General features: G+C 62.4%; 14 protein-coding genes. 1 reads left to right on the plus strand and 13 read right to left on the minus strand.

Annotated features, from left to right (window positions below; translation table 11 throughout):
• Positions 1–2: 2 nt before the first annotated feature.
• Together NDI54_RS00400 and gnd are read right to left on the minus strand one after the other, a co-directional pair.
• Positions 3–587: a 2Fe-2S iron-sulfur cluster-binding protein gene (locus tag NDI54_RS00400; RefSeq protein ID WP_310894522.1), complete on the minus strand. Its 585-nt coding sequence runs from the start codon at positions 585–587 to the stop codon at positions 3–5.
• Positions 588–712: 125 nt separating this feature from the next.
• Positions 713–1,612 (minus strand): phosphogluconate dehydrogenase (NAD(+)-dependent, decarboxylating), encoded by a 900-nt coding sequence (gnd, locus tag NDI54_RS00405; RefSeq protein WP_310894523.1) that lies wholly within the window; start codon positions 1,610–1,612, stop codon positions 713–715.
• A gap of 340 nt (positions 1,613–1,952) precedes the next feature.
• Between gnd and NDI54_RS00410 the strand changes: the two genes are divergently transcribed.
• Positions 1,953–3,050, plus strand: a complete 1,098-nt coding sequence (locus tag NDI54_RS00410; RefSeq protein ID WP_310894524.1) for an aminopeptidase — start codon at positions 1,953–1,955, stop codon at positions 3,048–3,050.
• Positions 3,051–3,318: 268 nt separating this feature from the next.
• Here NDI54_RS00410 and flaJ read toward each other — a convergent pair whose 3' ends face one another.
• The 11 genes from flaJ to NDI54_RS00465 all read right to left on the minus strand — a co-directional run bounded on the left by flaJ (position 3,319) and on the right by NDI54_RS00465 (position 15,011).
• Positions 3,319–5,067: an archaellar assembly protein FlaJ gene (gene flaJ / locus NDI54_RS00415; protein WP_310894525.1), complete on the minus strand. Its 1,749-nt coding sequence runs from the start codon at positions 5,065–5,067 to the stop codon at positions 3,319–3,321.
• 2 nt (positions 5,068–5,069) lie between these two features.
• Positions 5,070–6,743, minus strand: a complete 1,674-nt coding sequence (locus tag NDI54_RS00420) for a type II/IV secretion system ATPase subunit (protein ID WP_310894526.1) — start codon at positions 6,741–6,743, stop codon at positions 5,070–5,072.
• Positions 6,744–6,757: 14 nt separating this feature from the next.
• Positions 6,758–7,519 carry an ATPase domain-containing protein gene (locus NDI54_RS00425; RefSeq protein ID WP_310894527.1) on the minus strand — a complete coding sequence of 254 codons (762 nt, stop codon included), beginning with the start codon at positions 7,517–7,519 and terminating at the stop codon, positions 6,758–6,760.
• A complete protein-coding gene (locus tag NDI54_RS00430) occupies positions 7,516–7,962 on the minus strand; it encodes a flagellar protein G (RefSeq protein ID WP_310894528.1) in 447 nt (148 codons plus the stop codon). Before NDI54_RS00430 ends, NDI54_RS00425 begins: the two co-directional genes overlap by 4 nt.
• Position 7,963: 1 nt before the next feature.
• Entirely contained in the window at positions 7,964–8,398 is a 435-nt protein-coding gene (locus NDI54_RS00435; protein WP_310894529.1) for a flagellin, read from the minus strand.
• Entirely contained in the window at positions 8,382–10,034 is a 1,653-nt protein-coding gene (locus NDI54_RS00440; protein WP_310894530.1) for a FlaD/FlaE family flagellar protein, read from the minus strand. The genes NDI54_RS00435 and NDI54_RS00440 overlap by 17 nt, the downstream gene beginning before the upstream one ends.
• A 273-nt stretch (positions 10,035–10,307) precedes the next feature.
• Entirely contained in the window at positions 10,308–10,829 is a 522-nt protein-coding gene (locus NDI54_RS00445; RefSeq protein ID WP_310894531.1) for a chemotaxis protein CheD, read from the minus strand.
• Positions 10,829–12,046 carry a chemotaxis protein CheC gene (locus NDI54_RS00450; protein WP_310894532.1) on the minus strand — a complete coding sequence of 406 codons (1,218 nt, stop codon included), beginning with the start codon at positions 12,044–12,046 and terminating at the stop codon, positions 10,829–10,831. The genes NDI54_RS00445 and NDI54_RS00450 overlap by 1 nt, the downstream gene beginning before the upstream one ends.
• The gene (gene cheY, locus NDI54_RS00455; protein ID WP_310894533.1) at positions 12,047–12,406 is read right to left on the minus strand and encodes a chemotaxis protein CheY; all 360 of its coding nucleotides are present in this window, start codon (positions 12,404–12,406) and stop codon (positions 12,047–12,049) included.
• Between the two features lie 74 nt (positions 12,407–12,480).
• The gene (locus tag NDI54_RS00460; RefSeq protein ID WP_310894534.1) at positions 12,481–14,532 is read right to left on the minus strand and encodes a hypothetical protein; all 2,052 of its coding nucleotides are present in this window, start codon (positions 14,530–14,532) and stop codon (positions 12,481–12,483) included.
• Positions 14,529–15,011 carry a hypothetical protein gene (locus tag NDI54_RS00465; RefSeq protein ID WP_310894535.1) on the minus strand — a complete coding sequence of 161 codons (483 nt, stop codon included), beginning with the start codon at positions 15,009–15,011 and terminating at the stop codon, positions 14,529–14,531. Before NDI54_RS00465 ends, NDI54_RS00460 begins: the two co-directional genes overlap by 4 nt.
• Positions 15,012–15,043 lie beyond the last annotated feature (32 nt).

The following is a 15,043-nucleotide window of genomic DNA, read 5'->3' on the forward strand; positions in this document are numbered from 1 at the left end:
CGTCAGGGCGACTCGCCGGTTTCGAGTGTGAAGTCGCTGGTCGGATAGGCGACACAGGTCAGGCAGTACCCCTCTTCCATGTCGTCGTCCATCAGCGAGTCGTTGTTGCTGTGGCGGATGTAATCCTCAGCCGGGCCGTCCTCGATGTGGCCGGCACAGGAGATACACTGGCCCTCGCGGCAGGCGTAGGGGAGGTCCCAGCCTTCCTCTTCGCCGGCGTCGAGAAGCGGCTCGTTGTTGGCGACTTCGATCGTCGTGCCTTCCTTGGCGAATTCGATTTCGTAGTACTCGACCTCGTCGTCAGCGATATCATCGGGGTCGAAGCCTGCGTCCTCCTCTTCGGCCTCCTCGCCTTCGCCGAGTTCGCCTTCGGCCTCGCCGGCCGGAATCGCTGTGGCACCGCCACCGCCGATAGAGCGGTTGTACGGCTCCGGAAAGTCCGTCTCGGGGACTGTCGCGGCCCGCTGCTCGAGGACCTCCTGGGAGATGTCTTCCGGTGCCTCCCAACCGGTCCCTTTGGCGTAGTGGAGCGCGACCACTATCAGGGTGAGCGTGGCCCCGGCGGCGAGTCCAACGAGTTCTACCATGTGTCCGGCTATGGAATACTGGTTTAATTAGCTGTTGTTTCAGCGCGCAAACGCCGCCGACACCGCTGGACGGGGCAGCCCTCGGCCAGAGCGGGACACGAAAATCCAGCCGCTACGAGTAGACCCTACTCGCGGCGCGGGACATCGTGACGGCCGAAGCCGTACCGGAGTCGGCTGGCGAGCCGCCGCGAGAACCGACCGTCGTCGGCCCGCGAGCCGAACCGCTCGGCCAGCGCCTGGTAGATGAGCGGCACCGGGATCTCCTGTTCGAGCGCCTCCTGAACCGTCCAGGTCCCGGTCGACCCGCCTTCGACGCGGTCGGCCACGTCCCCGAGGTCGTTGCCCTCCTCGCGGAACGCCTCCTCGCAGAGTTCCAGCAGCCACGAGCGGATGACGGCCCCGTTGTTCCAGGTGTTGGCGACTGATTCCAGATCGAGGTCGTACCGGCCGTTTGCCAGCAGTTCGAAGCCCTCGCCGTAGGTCTGCATCAGCGCGTACTCGACGCCGTTGTGGACCATCTTGACGTAGTGGCCGGAGCCCGCCGGTCCCATCCGGTCGTGGCCGTCGGGGCCAGTTGCGACGGCGTCGAAGACGGGGACCAGTTCGTCGTAGGCCCACTCCGGGCCGCCGACCATCAGCGAGAAGCCCAGTTCCGCACCGGCCGGGCCGCCGGAGGTACCACAGTCGAGATATGCAGCAGCAGTCGATTCGGCCCGGCGGACTGAGTCCTCGAAATACGAGTTGCCGCCGTCGACGACGATGTCCTCGTCGTCGAGTGTCGAAGCCAACTCGTCCAGCGCGGCGTCGACCGGGTCTCCGGCCGGGACCATCAGCCAGATGCGCTTCTCCGAACCGAGTTGCTCGGCGAGGTCCTCGATTGAGGACGCAGGGCGAGCCCCCGCGTCGGCCGCGTCGGCGACGCTCTCCTCATCAATGTCGAAGACGACGACTTCGTGGCCGGCTTCGAGTACGCGGTCGACGACGATGCGGCCCATGCGTCCGAGTCCGATGACGCCAAGTTCCATACCGGGGGGTCGCCGACCGAACAGGTAGGGGTTGCGGTTCGTCGTACTGTTGGTCCTGCCTTCGTGTAGCTATCCGCCACCACGAGGAATGGTCCGCATGTGAGTACAGCCGACAGTATCCGGAAAAGCGCGGCACGAACACCAGCCGTGCCGTCGTCAGTCATGGTGCCGTTGCCAACCGGCTGTCGTGGGCGTGGAGAGAGTTCCTGCCACGAGTTCTGTCCCGTACTGCACAGGTAATTCCCGTTCACGGACGCAAAAAATACACGGAATACGCTCAGTGCAGACGGTGCTGTCCGGCGATCACCGCCGTTTTGACCCGGCCGCCCCTGGTGGAAATATGGACGATCGCATACGCGAACACGCCCGGACCCTCGTCGACTGGAGCGCTCGCATCGAAGCGGGCGACGACGTGGTCGTGGCCGTCGAGGACGGTGCCCGCGACCTCGCAGTCGCCGTTGCCGAGCAGCTCGGCGACCGCGGCGCGAACCTCCTGTCGACGTACCAGTCCGACGAGCTCACGCGGGCCTACCTCAATGCCCATGACGGATCATTCACCGAGGACCCCGAGTACGAACTGGCGCTGTACGAACGGGCCGACAGCGTGCTGTTCCTGAAAGGGTCGAGAAACACCACCGAGACGGCCGACGTGGACAGCGACCAGCGGCAGGCGTATTCGACGGCTCGACAGGCAATCAGGGAGGCCCGTCTGGATACGGACTGGGTGTCGACCCAGCACCCGACGCGGGCGATGGCCCAGCAGGCCGGGATGGCCTACGCCGACTACAAGGACTTCGTCTACGACGCGACGCTACGGGACTGGGAGGCGCTGGCGGAAGAGCAGGCCCAACTGAAGGACATCCTCGACGACGGCGAGCAGATCCGAATCGTCGCCGACGGCACGGATATCACGCTGTTCATCGACGGCCGCATCGCCGTCAACTCCGCCGCCAGCGTGGCCTACGACTCGCACAATCTCCCCTCTGGCGAGGTGTTCACCGCGCCCTACGACACCGCCGGCGTCGTCACTTTCGACGTGCCGATGACGATACAGGGCCGCCGCGTGAAAAACGTTGAGATGACGTTCAAGGACGGCGTCGTCGTCGACTGGTCGGCCGAACAGGGCGAATCGGTCATCGACGACATTATCCAGACGGACGGCGGCTCCCGCCAACTGGGCGAACTCGGGATCGGGATGAACCGCGGCGTCGACCGCATCACCGACAACATCCTCTTCGACGAGAAGATGGGCGGAACGGTCCACCTCGCGCTCGGGCGCGCGTACGACGCCTGCCTCCCCGTGGGTGAATCGGGCAACGACAGCGCCGTCCACGAAGACCTCATCACGACGATGGGTGAGGGGTCGCGGCTCGAAGTCGACGGCGAAGTCGTCCAGAAAGACGGCCTGTTCCGCTGGGAAGACGGCTTCGAGGGGTAGCTGTCGCGGTACTGCTGTGGCGTTGCTTTCTGGGAGTTGCTGTCGCGGTGCCGCAGGCCGGGAGCGCCCTGCGTGGCGCGACCCGGGGAAGGGCAGGCATACGGAAGGCTGTGCTGAGGCTGTTGTGATGTACCGCGAGCGGAGCGAGCGGTTTCACTCCGAACGCGGCCCCAGGCCGCGACTCGGAGGTCGTTTTTGTACTAAATTTTTGCGAGTGGGGGTGCCCGCAGGCCGCAAAGCGGCCGAGGACACCCTCCGAAGTAAAAATTTAGATGGACAGGAACTGCGACACCAACCACTTCGTAAACGTCCCGGTAATCGCGCCGATCCACGTGAGCATCACGAAATGCATGTAGGTGTTGGCGTTGTGGCCGCCGTCGACGGTCCGGATCATCAGCGACGACAGCATCGCGCCGAACATGATAATAATAATCAGGAGGAACTCGATGAGCGGGATGTTGTAGACGCTCGTGTTGATAAGCGAAGCGGCATCAAGCCGACTGCCGGTGCTCAGATTGAGCGACATGTCGGCGAGGATGTTGACGACCTGCAAGCCGATAAAGAAGGCAAACGTCGAGGCGGCGGTCATCCCGTACAGGAGGCCAACAAGGGTCGTCGTCGCCTGTTTGCGCTTCTGACGGAGTTGCAGCACTTGGTTCATGTTCTCGGAGATGAGTTCGCCCAGTTGCTTCGGCGACCCACCCATCTCGCGGCCGATGAGGTACATCTCCGAGAAGGTCTGGATGAGGTAGGAGCGACAGTCTGCCGTGAAGAACCGCCAGGCGGCCGTCGGCTCGATACGCATGTTCAGTCGCTTGTAGAGGTTGTCGATGTTGGGTGACAGCGCACCGAAGTCCTTCTTGCGGAGGGTGCGAAGCACCGCCCCGGTGGTAGACTGCTTCGCGCCCTCGGTCGCACCGAGCGCGCGGATGAAGTTCGGGAACTCGGAGTCCCGGTCCTTGATACGCTGTTCCTCCTGCCGGAAGACGATGCCGGGAATGAGCATCGGGGTTATCGGCACGGCGGCATAGAGGGGCAGCGGGACTTCATCGAACATGAAAAGGAGGTCGTTCAGGATGATCGGCGAGATGCCAAGCATCCCGCCCAGCGTGATGAACACGAGCAGCATCGACAGCCCCACGCCGGCAGCCATCGATTTGTTGAGCTTGGACTCAATCGGCGACGGATAGTCGACCGGGTGGAACCACACCGGGTCGTAGGGGGCCATCGAGCGGATGGCGAGGTAGAAGCCGGTCTGGACGAAGACGAACATCACGATGACGGCGCTGACAGTCATCGTCGGGTTCGTGCCAGTGAGCACCGGGAGGACGACGGCGAACACCAGCGCGAACGTCATCGAGAGAATCATCGAGAGGTAGAGGTCCTTCATGACTTCCAGGCTGTCGAGTGAGCTCTTGTACACCGTCGAGTAGTGCTGGATGATCTGTTCCTGTTCGGTCAGGAGGTAGTCGTCGAGTCCCTGGCCGGCCCCAAGGGTGTATGCGAGGCGGTCGAAGAAGTCCGACACGGCACGGCTCGGGACCTGTTTCGCGCGGCGGCGGCAGGCGTCGTCGAGACTCAGGTTCCAGGTGTCGACCAGTTGGACGATTCGGTGCATCTCCATGGCCAGTTCGCCGTACTCGTCCTCTTTGGCGAGGGTCCGAAACACCTCCATCCGGTCGATCTTCGTCGTCGCCAGCACGGTCATGTGCGTGATGAGCAGATGAAACCGGTTGTTGAGTTCGCGCTTGCGCTGGCTCAGGAGGATCTTCGGGTAGAAAATCGCCGAGGCCATCACCAGGAAGCCAAGCAGCGGGATAGGTGCCCGGACCGCGAAGGGCTGGTTCAACACCAGGGCGACAACCGTCGAGATGACGAAGAAGGCGACGGCCGGCAGCAGGATCATGAAGAGATACCGCTCCAGCGGGATCGGCATCTGGCGATAGGATTCGACGAGCGACTGTATCGTCTCGGTGATCGTCAGGTCGATGTCGCTCTCGGCTTCGCCCTGTGCCATCGTTAGTCGGGTCTGGCGATGTTGAACGGGATCCCTTCGACGCCGTCACGCTGGAAGTCCGAAATGAAGTCGTTGACTTCGTGATACCCCAGAATTCCCTCCTGAATGGCCCGCTCGATCATGTCGGCGCGGAACTGGAGGTCGTCGTAGATGTCACGCGTGTCCTCATACCCCAGAAGGGTCGCGATCTGCTCTTCGAGGACGAAGGAGTTGTTCATCCCCTGGAAGATGATCTCGTCCTCGACGGGGTCCCAGTTGAACACCTGCCGGGTGACGACACCGTCCATCTCCTTGGAGTACCCCTCGATCTCCTGCACGCTGGTCACGCGGCGCAGGACCTGATCGCCCTGTTTGACGCGGTTCTGGAACAGCGCCACGTCGGCCACGTCCATGAACGTCTCGGGGACGTTGATCGGCTCCCCGGTGAAACGCTGAATCATCGAGACGATGTCGCTCGCGTGGAAAGTCAGCATGACAGGGTGACCGGTCTGGGCGGCCTGGAACGCCATCCGCCCCTCCTCCCCACGAACCTCCCCCACGATGATGTAGTCGGGGCGGGAACGCAGCGCGGCGGCGACCAGGTCGAACATATCGATGCTGGTCCCCTCGTCTTCGCCCTCACGGGTGAGGAGTTGCTGCCAGGTGTTGTGCGGGGGCAGCACCTCGGCGGTGTCCTCCGCGGTGTAGATCTTGGCGTCGTCGGGGATGAACGAGGTGATGGCGTTCAGCGTCGTCGTCTTCCCGGACGCCGTCTCCCCGACGACGAACACCGTCTGCTCGTTTTCCAGACAGAGCCAGAGATACGCGGCCAGTTGCGGCGACAGCGTCATCCACTTGGTAATCTGGAAGATTGAGAGGGGAACCTCGTCGCCCTGACGGATGGTGAGCGAAGGGCCTTTGAGACTCACGTCGTCGGAGTAGATGAGGTTCAGACGCGACCCGTCCGGCAGCGTCGAGTCGACAATGGGGTCCGAGTCGGAGACGGGGTCGCCCATCCGTTCGCCCATGTTGCGGAGCCACTGGTCGAAGTCTTCCTCGCTCTGCCACTCGACAGTGGTTTCGAGCATGCCGTACACGCCGTGGTCGACGTGGCACTCGCTGCGGCCGATGACGTGAATGTCCTCGTTGGCCGGGTCACGCATGACCGGCTCAAGCGGGCCGAGCCCGACGATGTCGCGGTTCAGCCGGTAGAGGATGTTCTCGTAGGTTTCCTGTGTGACCTCGACGCTGCTCACGTCAGTCAGGTTCGAGAGGCGCGTGAGGACGCCGCTGTCGCTGTCCTCGTCCCGGACCTTGGTGGTCTCTTGCAGGAGTTCCTCGATGCGGTCGTCGAACTGGGCCTCGTTTTCGGGCGCGGGCTTGTTGACGCTGCGCTGGAGCAGGCGGTTCCGGACCTTCCCGAAGACGGTCCGCTCGTCCGCGTCCAGCTCCGGCTCGATGGCGTAGTACTTCATGTCCTGGCCCACGTCGCCGTAGATATGACAGAAGATGGGGCCGCCGACCGGGTAGAGTACGTTCGGCCGGTTCGTCTCGTACTCGTCGTCGGCCTCGTCGATGAGCATCGGGAACTCACCGGTGATCTGCTTGAACTTCTTCAGGTGGTCCCGCAGGTGGGGCCGCCGTGCTGCTATCTGTCGAAGCTCGTCCGACGGTTTCGCACGTCCGTGATCTGTCATATCTTAGGTCACCTCTAGGCGACGCTCCGTGATTCGATGACGATGCCGGTCCCCGAACGCACCGAGAACCCGATCGTGTCACCGACCTGTTCGCCCATCCCCGCAAAGCGGAGGACGTTGATCTGCCGGCGCACGTCGTTGCCGACCTCGATCATCTCCAGTTCGATGAACACGTCGGCGATGGCCCGGAACGGGCCGATGGCCTCCTCGTCCAGCGTCGACGGGTCGACGGTGAGCATGATGCATTTGCCCTGTGAGATCACGTCCCGGAAGTAGGAGATGACCTCCAGGGCGGCCTGTCGCTCCTCGTTTTGCCGGACGAGGGCCTCGAACTTGGGATCGTTCCGGAGGATGGCGTCGAAGGTGTCGATGACGATCACGTCGGCGTCCCACATCACTTCGGCCTCCATCAGTCGCTTGAGGAGTTCCTTCCGGTCGGTCTGGTCGTCGCCGCCGGTGAGCGCGTTCGACTCGCCGATATCGGCGTGGAGGAACAGCACGTCCTCGTCGAGGATGTGGTCGACCATGTCGTACGACAGCGAGTGCATCTGATCGAGGAAGCTCCCGACGGTCAGCTCCGTCGAGAGGTAGGTCACCTCGTGGCCCTCTTCACAGAGGCCGTAGGTGAACCGCTGGCTCATGGCTGATTTGCCGGCTCCGTAGTCACCCTCAACGAGGATGATACTTCCCGGCGGGATACCGCCGCCCAGTTCCTTGTTCAGTCGGTCGTGCTCGTCCAAGCCAAGCGAGAATAGGTCAGTACTTGCGATACTCATTTGTGGAACTCGAACACCTCCTCGTCGCCGTTGACGATGAGTTTGATGCGGTGGTCACCGTCAGCCAGCGACTGCGCGATCTCGATGCGGACGACATCGCCGGGCCGCCAGCTGTCTCCCCCATCGGGCTCCAGCGTCACCGTGTAGTCGGTGGCGAAGGCGCCGTCAACGAACAGATCCATCTGCCCGGGGACTGGCGCTAACGTCTCTGAGCCGGTATTTTTGACGTGGATCGTGATCGTGTCGCCGGTGCTGATGGTGTTGCTACCGCTGTCGGAGATGATTTCAATGTCGCTACGCACGTCGCTGCTCACGTCCAGCCCCTGTTCGGCGACGGCGTTGCTCAGCTCGCCGATACTGCTCGTAAAGACGCCGGCCACGCTCGCGGCGATGGCCATCGACGCGATGAACAGGATCAGGTGTGACACGGAGACGCTCGCCATGTTAGGTCACCACCATCGTGTCGGCGACACCGTTTTCCGTGACGATTTTCACCCGGTCGGGCTGACTGATCGAGGAGACGGTAATCTCTAACCGCTCCTGTGACGCCCAGATATCCGTCGAGCGCTCGTCGTCGACAGTCGTTTCGTAGCCCGAGAGGTAGTCGTTGTCGACCAGGAGATCGGTTTCTTCCACAGAGAGGGTCTCGGAGCCGGTGTTGTCGACGGTTACGACGAGGTCCTCGTCGCCGGTGGTGTTCCAGGTTGCCGACACAATCGAAATGTCGGTGTTTTGCTGGTCGAGCAGCCGGTCGCGCTGGTCCTCGCGGGCGTCGTTGACGCGCTCGAAGCTGTTGGCGGTCGCGGAGTAGAACATCCCGAAGCCGATGAACGCGGCCACGAAGATGAGGGCCGCCGAACCGCTAACGCTGAATCCCATCGGAACCACCTCCACGCACCAGTTTCGAGAGCGCAACGGCGTCAGCGCCGCTGTCACTGTCGAGCTGCGAGATGTAGTGCAAGCTCTCCGTGTGGTGGTCGATAGATAGCCCCTCCCCGGTGTCGCTCACGTCGTCGAAGCCCCGGAGGTACTCCTTGAGCTGGTCGGCGACCGACTCGTCGATCCAGTCGATGGTCTCGTAGTAGTCGATGGCCCGCGCCGTCTCGCGGTAGCCCGAGCGCTGGACCAGGAACTCCAGCCACTCGACGACGATGAGGTCCGCCGCGAACCCTTCCGGCATCGTCGAGAGGTACGGCTTGCCGTCGTCATCAGCGGCCGCGTCGGAATCGCTGTCTGCCGTCGATCCCTGGTCGCTGTCAGTTGCGGTCGTCTCAGTCTGTGTCGTCGCGGGCTCTGGATCCGGCTCCGGTTCGGGCTCAGGCTCCGCGACCGGCTCTGGATCAGGCGCTGGCTCCGGCTCGGGTTCTGGTTCTGGTTCGGCCGCCGCAGCCGCTTCACCCTCGTCAACTCCGTCGTCATCGAGGACCTCGTCGAACAGATCATCGTCTTCCAGCGCGTCCGCATCGTTGCCGTCGTCCTCGGCGAGTAAGTCGTCGTCCTCGTCGGCCAGCAGATCATCGTCCTCATCGCCAAGCAGGTCTTCGTCGTCCGCTTCGCCCTCGGGTTCCTCGCCCTCGGCCCACTCGGCGTCGCCGGACTCGTACTCGTCTTTGAGTTCCGCGAACGACTTGCCGCCATCGCCGTCGTCGCCGTCCTCGTCCATGCTCTCCCCGTCGTCCATGCTCATCCCATCGTCCATACTCATGTCGTCCTCCGTGTCGTCGAAGTCGTCAAATTCCTCGTCGAACGACCCGCCATCGTCCTCGAAGCCGCCCATGTCGTCGCCGTCGTCGTCGGGGAACATGTCGTCGACGCCGCCGTCGTCCATGGACATGTCACCACCAGAGTCCTCCGTCAGATCCTCGTCGAAAAAGCCCTCCGCGTCGGCGTTGGCGACATCGTCGTCGATATCCTCCTCGGTCTCGTCGCTCCCGTCGTCGTCGAACAGGCCGAAAGAACCCCCACCTTCCATGCCGCCCATGCCGCCGTCGACATCGTCGGCGAAGGGGTTGACACCGCGGGTGACCATCTCGTAGATATCGAGCAGCTTCCGGACGTTCTCCTCGGTCTCCTCGACGGATTCGGAGATACTCTCGTTTTCCGTCCGGACCGTGTTGACCGTCGAGGAGAGGCTGCCGACCTCGTTTTCCAGTTCGTCGAGGCGGTGTTCCAGTTCATCGGTATCGGGGCCGCTGGCGTCCTCCATGTCGCCGAACTCGTCGTCGCCGAACCCGCCCATGTCGTCGCCGCCATCGTCGAGCCCACCGAGGCCGCCGAGATCATCACCGCCGCCACCGCCGTCATCGGCCATCAGGCCGCCGCCGTCGGCCATTTCATCGCCACCGCCGCCGTCGCTCGCGTCCCCGCTCTCGTCGTCCGACAGGATCGAGTCGAACATGTTCTTGATGCTCATACCGACCAGCCCGCCAGTCAGCAGGACAAAGAGGACAGGAGCGAGTCCAACCAGGTCCGGCGAGACGGCTGGGGCCAGTGGCACGAGAGCGAGACTACTCATCTCCTCGAATTTAGGCTACTTCTACTCTTGAATATTCCCCTTAGCGTATCATATTTGATAATAATAAGCCATTTTCCCAATCGAGATTTGCTAAATAAACTATCCAAGTACTAGCTGATTACATTTTAAATTAATTTCGGGGCGTGAGGTGGAGAACAGAGCCGCGCCGATGCGCCCCCGACAGACGGGCGGCAGCCGTCCGTCTGACGCAGACTGAGCCTGTCTGACGCCCAATTTCACACAGTAGCCGAGAAATGAGATCGTCCGCACCACTCACAGCGTGATCGATTCGGTGTTCGCACTCTTGACAACGAGGTTGCCGGTGTCGGCTTCGAGTTTGACCGAACGGCCGTGGTCACCGCCGAGGTCCTCACCGACGACGGGCACGCCGAACGCTTCGAGCGTCTCGCGCACTTTCGCCGCGTTGCGCGAGCCGATAGAGGACCCGCTTTCGGAGAAGTCGAGCATGTCGCTCCCGCCGGCGATCTTGGCCTCCATCGTGCCCGTCGACGCGCCGGCGTCCTCCATAGCCTCGATGAGTGCCTCGACGCCCGTGTCCGCGAACTTCGCGCTGTTCCCACCGTCGATGTCAGCCGCCGACGGAAGCATCACGTGAACAAGCCCGGCGACCATGCTACGTGTGTCGTGTATCGCGATACCGATACAGGAGCCCAGCCCGCTGGTGGTCAGCAGGGCCGGCTCAGTGGTCACTTTGTACTCAGCGATACCGACTTTGATGCGCTCCGGGGTGCTCTGGGCAGCACTGTCCGTTTGGCTACCATCGTATACTTTCATTATTTGAAGATCTGTTCCACGTCCGCGCTCGTCTCGTCCGCCCGCTCGACATCGAGGTCGTCGAGGGCGGCGCGCAACTCTTTCTCGTTGGGCAGGGCGTGAATCTCAGCCTGAAACTCGATGTCGTCGGTCCGCATCTCGGAGTCGATAATAAAGGCGTGCTCCTGGTGCTGACCGACCTGTGCCGCCAGCGGGTCCATGATCGCCCGCCCCATGTCGTGGACGACCCGCGGCGGCGTGTGCTCGACGGAGGTCTGGAGCACGTTCGCCCAGCCGTCGACGAACCCGCTCGTCATGATGTTCCCCAGTTCCTCGATAGCGGCCTTGTGCTGGTCGGTCAGCTCCTCGCTGTCCATCTCGATCGGCATCATCGCCTCCGCGACGTTGATTGCCGAGACCTCGTCGAACAGCACCATGAGGTAGCCACTGGGCGTCCCGGTGAACTCCACGACCGTTCCGACGAACGTGTCCGTGCCGATCTGCTTTGGCACGTCCTCGATGGGGGCGAAGCTGATCTGTGTCACCTCCGCTGCCGTCGGGATACCGGTCATCATCTCGACGTTGTCGGCGGCCTGCTGGGTGCCGCTTGTCGTCATCTCGTTGAACGTCTGGAGCTTGTCGATGGGGATCGCATCGCCGTCCGTGTCGACGTGCTCTACCATCATCTCCGTGAGCGATTCGTACTCAGGGAGCATGTAGATGTAGAAATTCACCGATTCGTCGATCCATTCGATCTCCGATTTGAACACGAACACCTGCTGATGGTCGCCGTTCTCGGGCGCATCAGGGAGCACGTCACTACCGGATTCCTCGATGTACTCCGGCGGCGAATGGTCGATGGTCGCACCGACGTAGTCGGCCCAGCCGTCGATGAACCCGCTCATCATGATGTTGCCGATCTCCTCGATGCCGCTTCTGGCCATCGCCTCGTCGTCGCCGCTGCCGGGAATCATCTGTTCGGTGATGGTCCCGGCACTGTCCACGTCAAACGCGAGGACAGTATCGCCCTCCAGAACGCCGTCGAAGGAGAACTGGACCCCGACGAAGTCCCGCCCAGCCAGTTCCTCACCGACATCCGCTCTGTCGAGCAGCGTGATCTTGGTCACGTCGACGACGGCGTCGATGCCGGTCATCTGACCCATCGACTGCGTGGCCTGTTCCGCTCCCTCGTGAGCGAGTTGATTGAAGGTACCCAGCGACTGAATATCGACGTTCATCTATGACGGGACAACGTCCTCGATAGCCTCCATCACGCTGGGTTTCTGGAACGGCTTGGTGATGTACCCGTCGGCCCCCGCCTTCACCGCCTCTTTCATCTTCTCTTCCTGGCCGACGCTCGTACACATGATGACGTTCGCGTCGGGGCTGGAAGATTTGATCTCGTCTGTGGCCTCGATCCCGTCGCGGATGGGCATCACGATGTCCATCATGACCAGATCCGGGCCTTCCTCTTTGAACACTTCGACTGCTTCGACGCCGTTTTCGACCTCTCCAACGATCTCGTGATCTTCTTCGAGAATTTCGCGGAGGAGGTTACGCATAAACTCTGAGTCGTCAGCGATCAGTACGTCTGGCATGCTTATCAAGGCTATATATCGCGATGAGTTAGATAAAGGTGTCCCGTAAATTATCGCGTGTGATATCCGAGGGGCTAGATCGCCGGGAGATGCGTAGCGAGAACGCGAACGAAATCGAGTGCGAAGGGGCCGTACTGGAAGTACACGACCCCCGAAAGCAAGAGGTACGCCGTTGTCAGTCCCGCCGGGAGCGCCAGGCCGACCGCGACGGCTCTGGACGGAACGTGATCGGGAGCCAGCGTGCAACTCAGCACGGTACCGCCACAGACCGCTGCACCGGCCAGATTAACGAGCGCGTGGAACTGCACCGCCTCTCCCAGCGCCAGATCGAGTCCGGCAATGACAGCCAGCCCGAGGATGAGACCGCCGACGGTACTTGCAACGTACCCACCGGCCAGCCACCGCTTTGCATCCCCGACAGCTTCGTGTACAGCCGGAATCCGAACAACCCCATACATGATGAGCGGAACCGTCGGCAGTATATACCGGACAGTGAGCTGTGTGTGCAGTGGCAGGCGGCTCAGATAAATAATCGTGAAGACGGCTGCGAGGGCTGTAACAAGCATATCGGTCTGCGTTCGAGGCGAGTACCGCGAGGGGAGAACGCTCCAGTGCCGTATCCGCTGGTGGACTGCTCGGGCCAGAACGACGGGAAGCGCCGCTACCGCGCCGAACAGCGGGACGGACTCGAGCATCGTCAGTTCGATTGCCTCGTAGCTATTCGGGGCGTAGCGGATACCTGAAGCGGTGCCGCTCCGGAGGAAAATCTGAGACAATCTGCCTGGGTTCGACAATACGCCGAGACCCCGACCAACTGCTTCGGAAATAAATCCCATCACAGGCGCTACAGGACCCGTCATTCGGTCAAACAAATCAAGAAGGGGCGTCACAATCGGGGTTCCGGTGTCGCCACCTGCTCCACCAGCACCACTCCCGGTACCGTCATCACCACCACCGGAACCACCAGTGCCACCATCACTTCCACCAGACCCTCCACCAGTCCCGCCGTCAGTCCCAGAACCCCCAGTACCGCCCGAACCACTACCGCCAGTTGTTCCCCCATCACCGCCGGGATCGGGCGTGAACTCGACGTTCGCACCGCCGACAGAGGGGAGCAACCGCGGCGTTTTAACGGGGTTGCCAGATATCAGGTAGTTCGTCACAAGCATCGGGAGCGAGCCAACGAAAAGCGCGAGCGCGACGACAGCGAGATGCAGGAGGGAGTTCCGCCTGGCAGTGACAAGATCGACGAGAGCTAGCGTCGCCACCAGAAAGAACCCCTCGAAGGCGTGCGTCCAGGTGACCAGTCCGGCTGTCAGATACGCACCGGCGCGAAATCCAAGCCCGAGTCGGAATCTGGCGTCGGCGTACGCAACGCGACTCCGAGCAAACAGGTACACTGTTGTCAGTATAAGCAATCCCACCAGAACGTGCCGTTTGGGGAGCGAGGCCCAGAACCCGATAGACGAGGCGAGACCGACTGCGACACCGGCCGCCAGCGCGACCGAGCGGTCGTGCCAGAGTCCGACAAGGCGATAGAGGACGACCCCCATCGTCGCCGCCGCGAGCATCGTGGAGACCTGGAACGCAGCTATCGGAAGCGGCGTGTCCGGGAGCGCTGTCGCCGTTGCAACGCCGATCACGAACAGGATCCCGACGAGAGCGCTGCCGGCCCACAGGATCGTTCGCTCGGCAGTATCTGTGTGTCGCTGTCCGAGTACGCCGAGCTGGGACACCAAAGCCAGGGCGGTGCCCGACCAGAGTCCGAGGAGCAGCAGCCGCGGCGTAACGAACACGGACAGGGCTTGAAACGCCCAGACGAGCGGGACAGCGAAAAGGACTTGCCCGTAGTTTCGCCCGTAGAGCCTGCCGCCGGACTCGTGCAGGCCCGGCTGCGAGCCGAGTGTCAGCGTGTAGGGCGTCTCCGTGATGTGAAGCTGCCCGTTCGAGACCGCGACGAGCGTGTTGGCCGTGGTGTACGTGTCAGTGATGAAGATACCAACGCGCCAGTAGAGCCCGAAGGTCACGAGCAGGCCGAGCCAGAGAACGTAGCCGTAGCGGTCGCCGAAGACGGACTTCCCGAACCGTCGGCCCCGGGCTCCGAAACGCCGCAGGGTTTGGCTCATCGCTCCACCCGGACCGTCACGTTTTCGGTGACTATCGTCTGGTCAGTTTCGAAGCTCTGGACCCGAATCTGAACGCTCCCATTGTACGCATCCTGATCGGGTAATGACAGCGCAAGTCCTTTATCGCCGGGAGCGAGGCGGTAGGTCCCAGTCTGCCCCGCTGAAAGAATCCGCTCGTCTTCGAGAGAGACATCGAGTGCAGGAACCGAAACCTGATACAGCAACCGTGGTCGGCCGGAGACGGCGTCGACGGTCACACTGGCATCGGGCACCCGGAGATACGCCACGTCCGCACCGAACCGGCCGTCCGTGATCCGGATCTCCGTGGTGGGTACATCTACAGAACTGACGGATGCCGTCCCGTCGCCGATAGTCGTCGGCTGTGTCTTGACGGCGTCGACGCCGATAAGCGGTCCCGTCACGACGAGCGTTACCACCACAAACAGGGCAACGACTGTCGGCGGATGGCGCGGGACCATGATCTACCCTACACACTGCTGTGCCCGGATTT

It is taken from the genome of Haloarcula terrestris, from assembly GCF_031624315.1.
Classification (GTDB): Archaea; Halobacteriota; Halobacteria; order Halobacteriales; family Haloarculaceae; genus Haloarcula; species Haloarcula terrestris.

Excerpts from the sequence above, each read along its gene's own strand:
- NDI54_RS00450 (WP_310894532.1), bottom strand. The coding sequence starts at position 12,046 with ATGAACGTCGATATTCAGTCGCTGGGTACCTTCAATCAACTCGCTCAC.
- gnd (WP_310894523.1), bottom strand. The coding sequence starts at position 1,612 with ATGGAACTTGGCGTCATCGGACTCGGACGCATGGGCCGCATCGTCGTC.
- NDI54_RS00445 (WP_310894531.1), bottom strand. The coding sequence starts at position 10,829 with ATGAAAGTATACGATGGTAGCCAAACGGACAGTGCTGCCCAGAGCACC.
- NDI54_RS00410 (WP_310894524.1), top strand. The coding sequence starts at position 1,953 with ATGGACGATCGCATACGCGAACACGCCCGGACCCTCGTCGACTGGAGC.
- NDI54_RS00435 (WP_310894529.1), bottom strand. The coding sequence starts at position 8,398 with ATGGGATTCAGCGTTAGCGGTTCGGCGGCCCTCATCTTCGTGGCCGCG.
- NDI54_RS00440 (WP_310894530.1), bottom strand. The coding sequence starts at position 10,034 with ATGAGTAGTCTCGCTCTCGTGCCACTGGCCCCAGCCGTCTCGCCGGAC.
- NDI54_RS00425 (WP_310894527.1), bottom strand. The coding sequence starts at position 7,519 with ATGAGTATCGCAAGTACTGACCTATTCTCGCTTGGCTTGGACGAGCAC.
- NDI54_RS00400 (WP_310894522.1), bottom strand. The coding sequence starts at position 587 with ATGGTAGAACTCGTTGGACTCGCCGCCGGGGCCACGCTCACCCTGATA.
- flaJ (WP_310894525.1), bottom strand. The coding sequence starts at position 5,067 with ATGGCACAGGGCGAAGCCGAGAGCGACATCGACCTGACGATCACCGAG.
- NDI54_RS00430 (WP_310894528.1), bottom strand. The coding sequence starts at position 7,962 with ATGGCGAGCGTCTCCGTGTCACACCTGATCCTGTTCATCGCGTCGATG.
- NDI54_RS00420 (WP_310894526.1), bottom strand. The coding sequence starts at position 6,743 with ATGACAGATCACGGACGTGCGAAACCGTCGGACGAGCTTCGACAGATA.
- NDI54_RS00460 (WP_310894534.1), bottom strand. The coding sequence starts at position 14,532 with ATGAGCCAAACCCTGCGGCGTTTCGGAGCCCGGGGCCGACGGTTCGGG.
- NDI54_RS00465 (WP_310894535.1), bottom strand. The coding sequence starts at position 15,011 with ATGGTCCCGCGCCATCCGCCGACAGTCGTTGCCCTGTTTGTGGTGGTA.
- cheY (WP_310894533.1), bottom strand. The coding sequence starts at position 12,406 with ATGCCAGACGTACTGATCGCTGACGACTCAGAGTTTATGCGTAACCTC.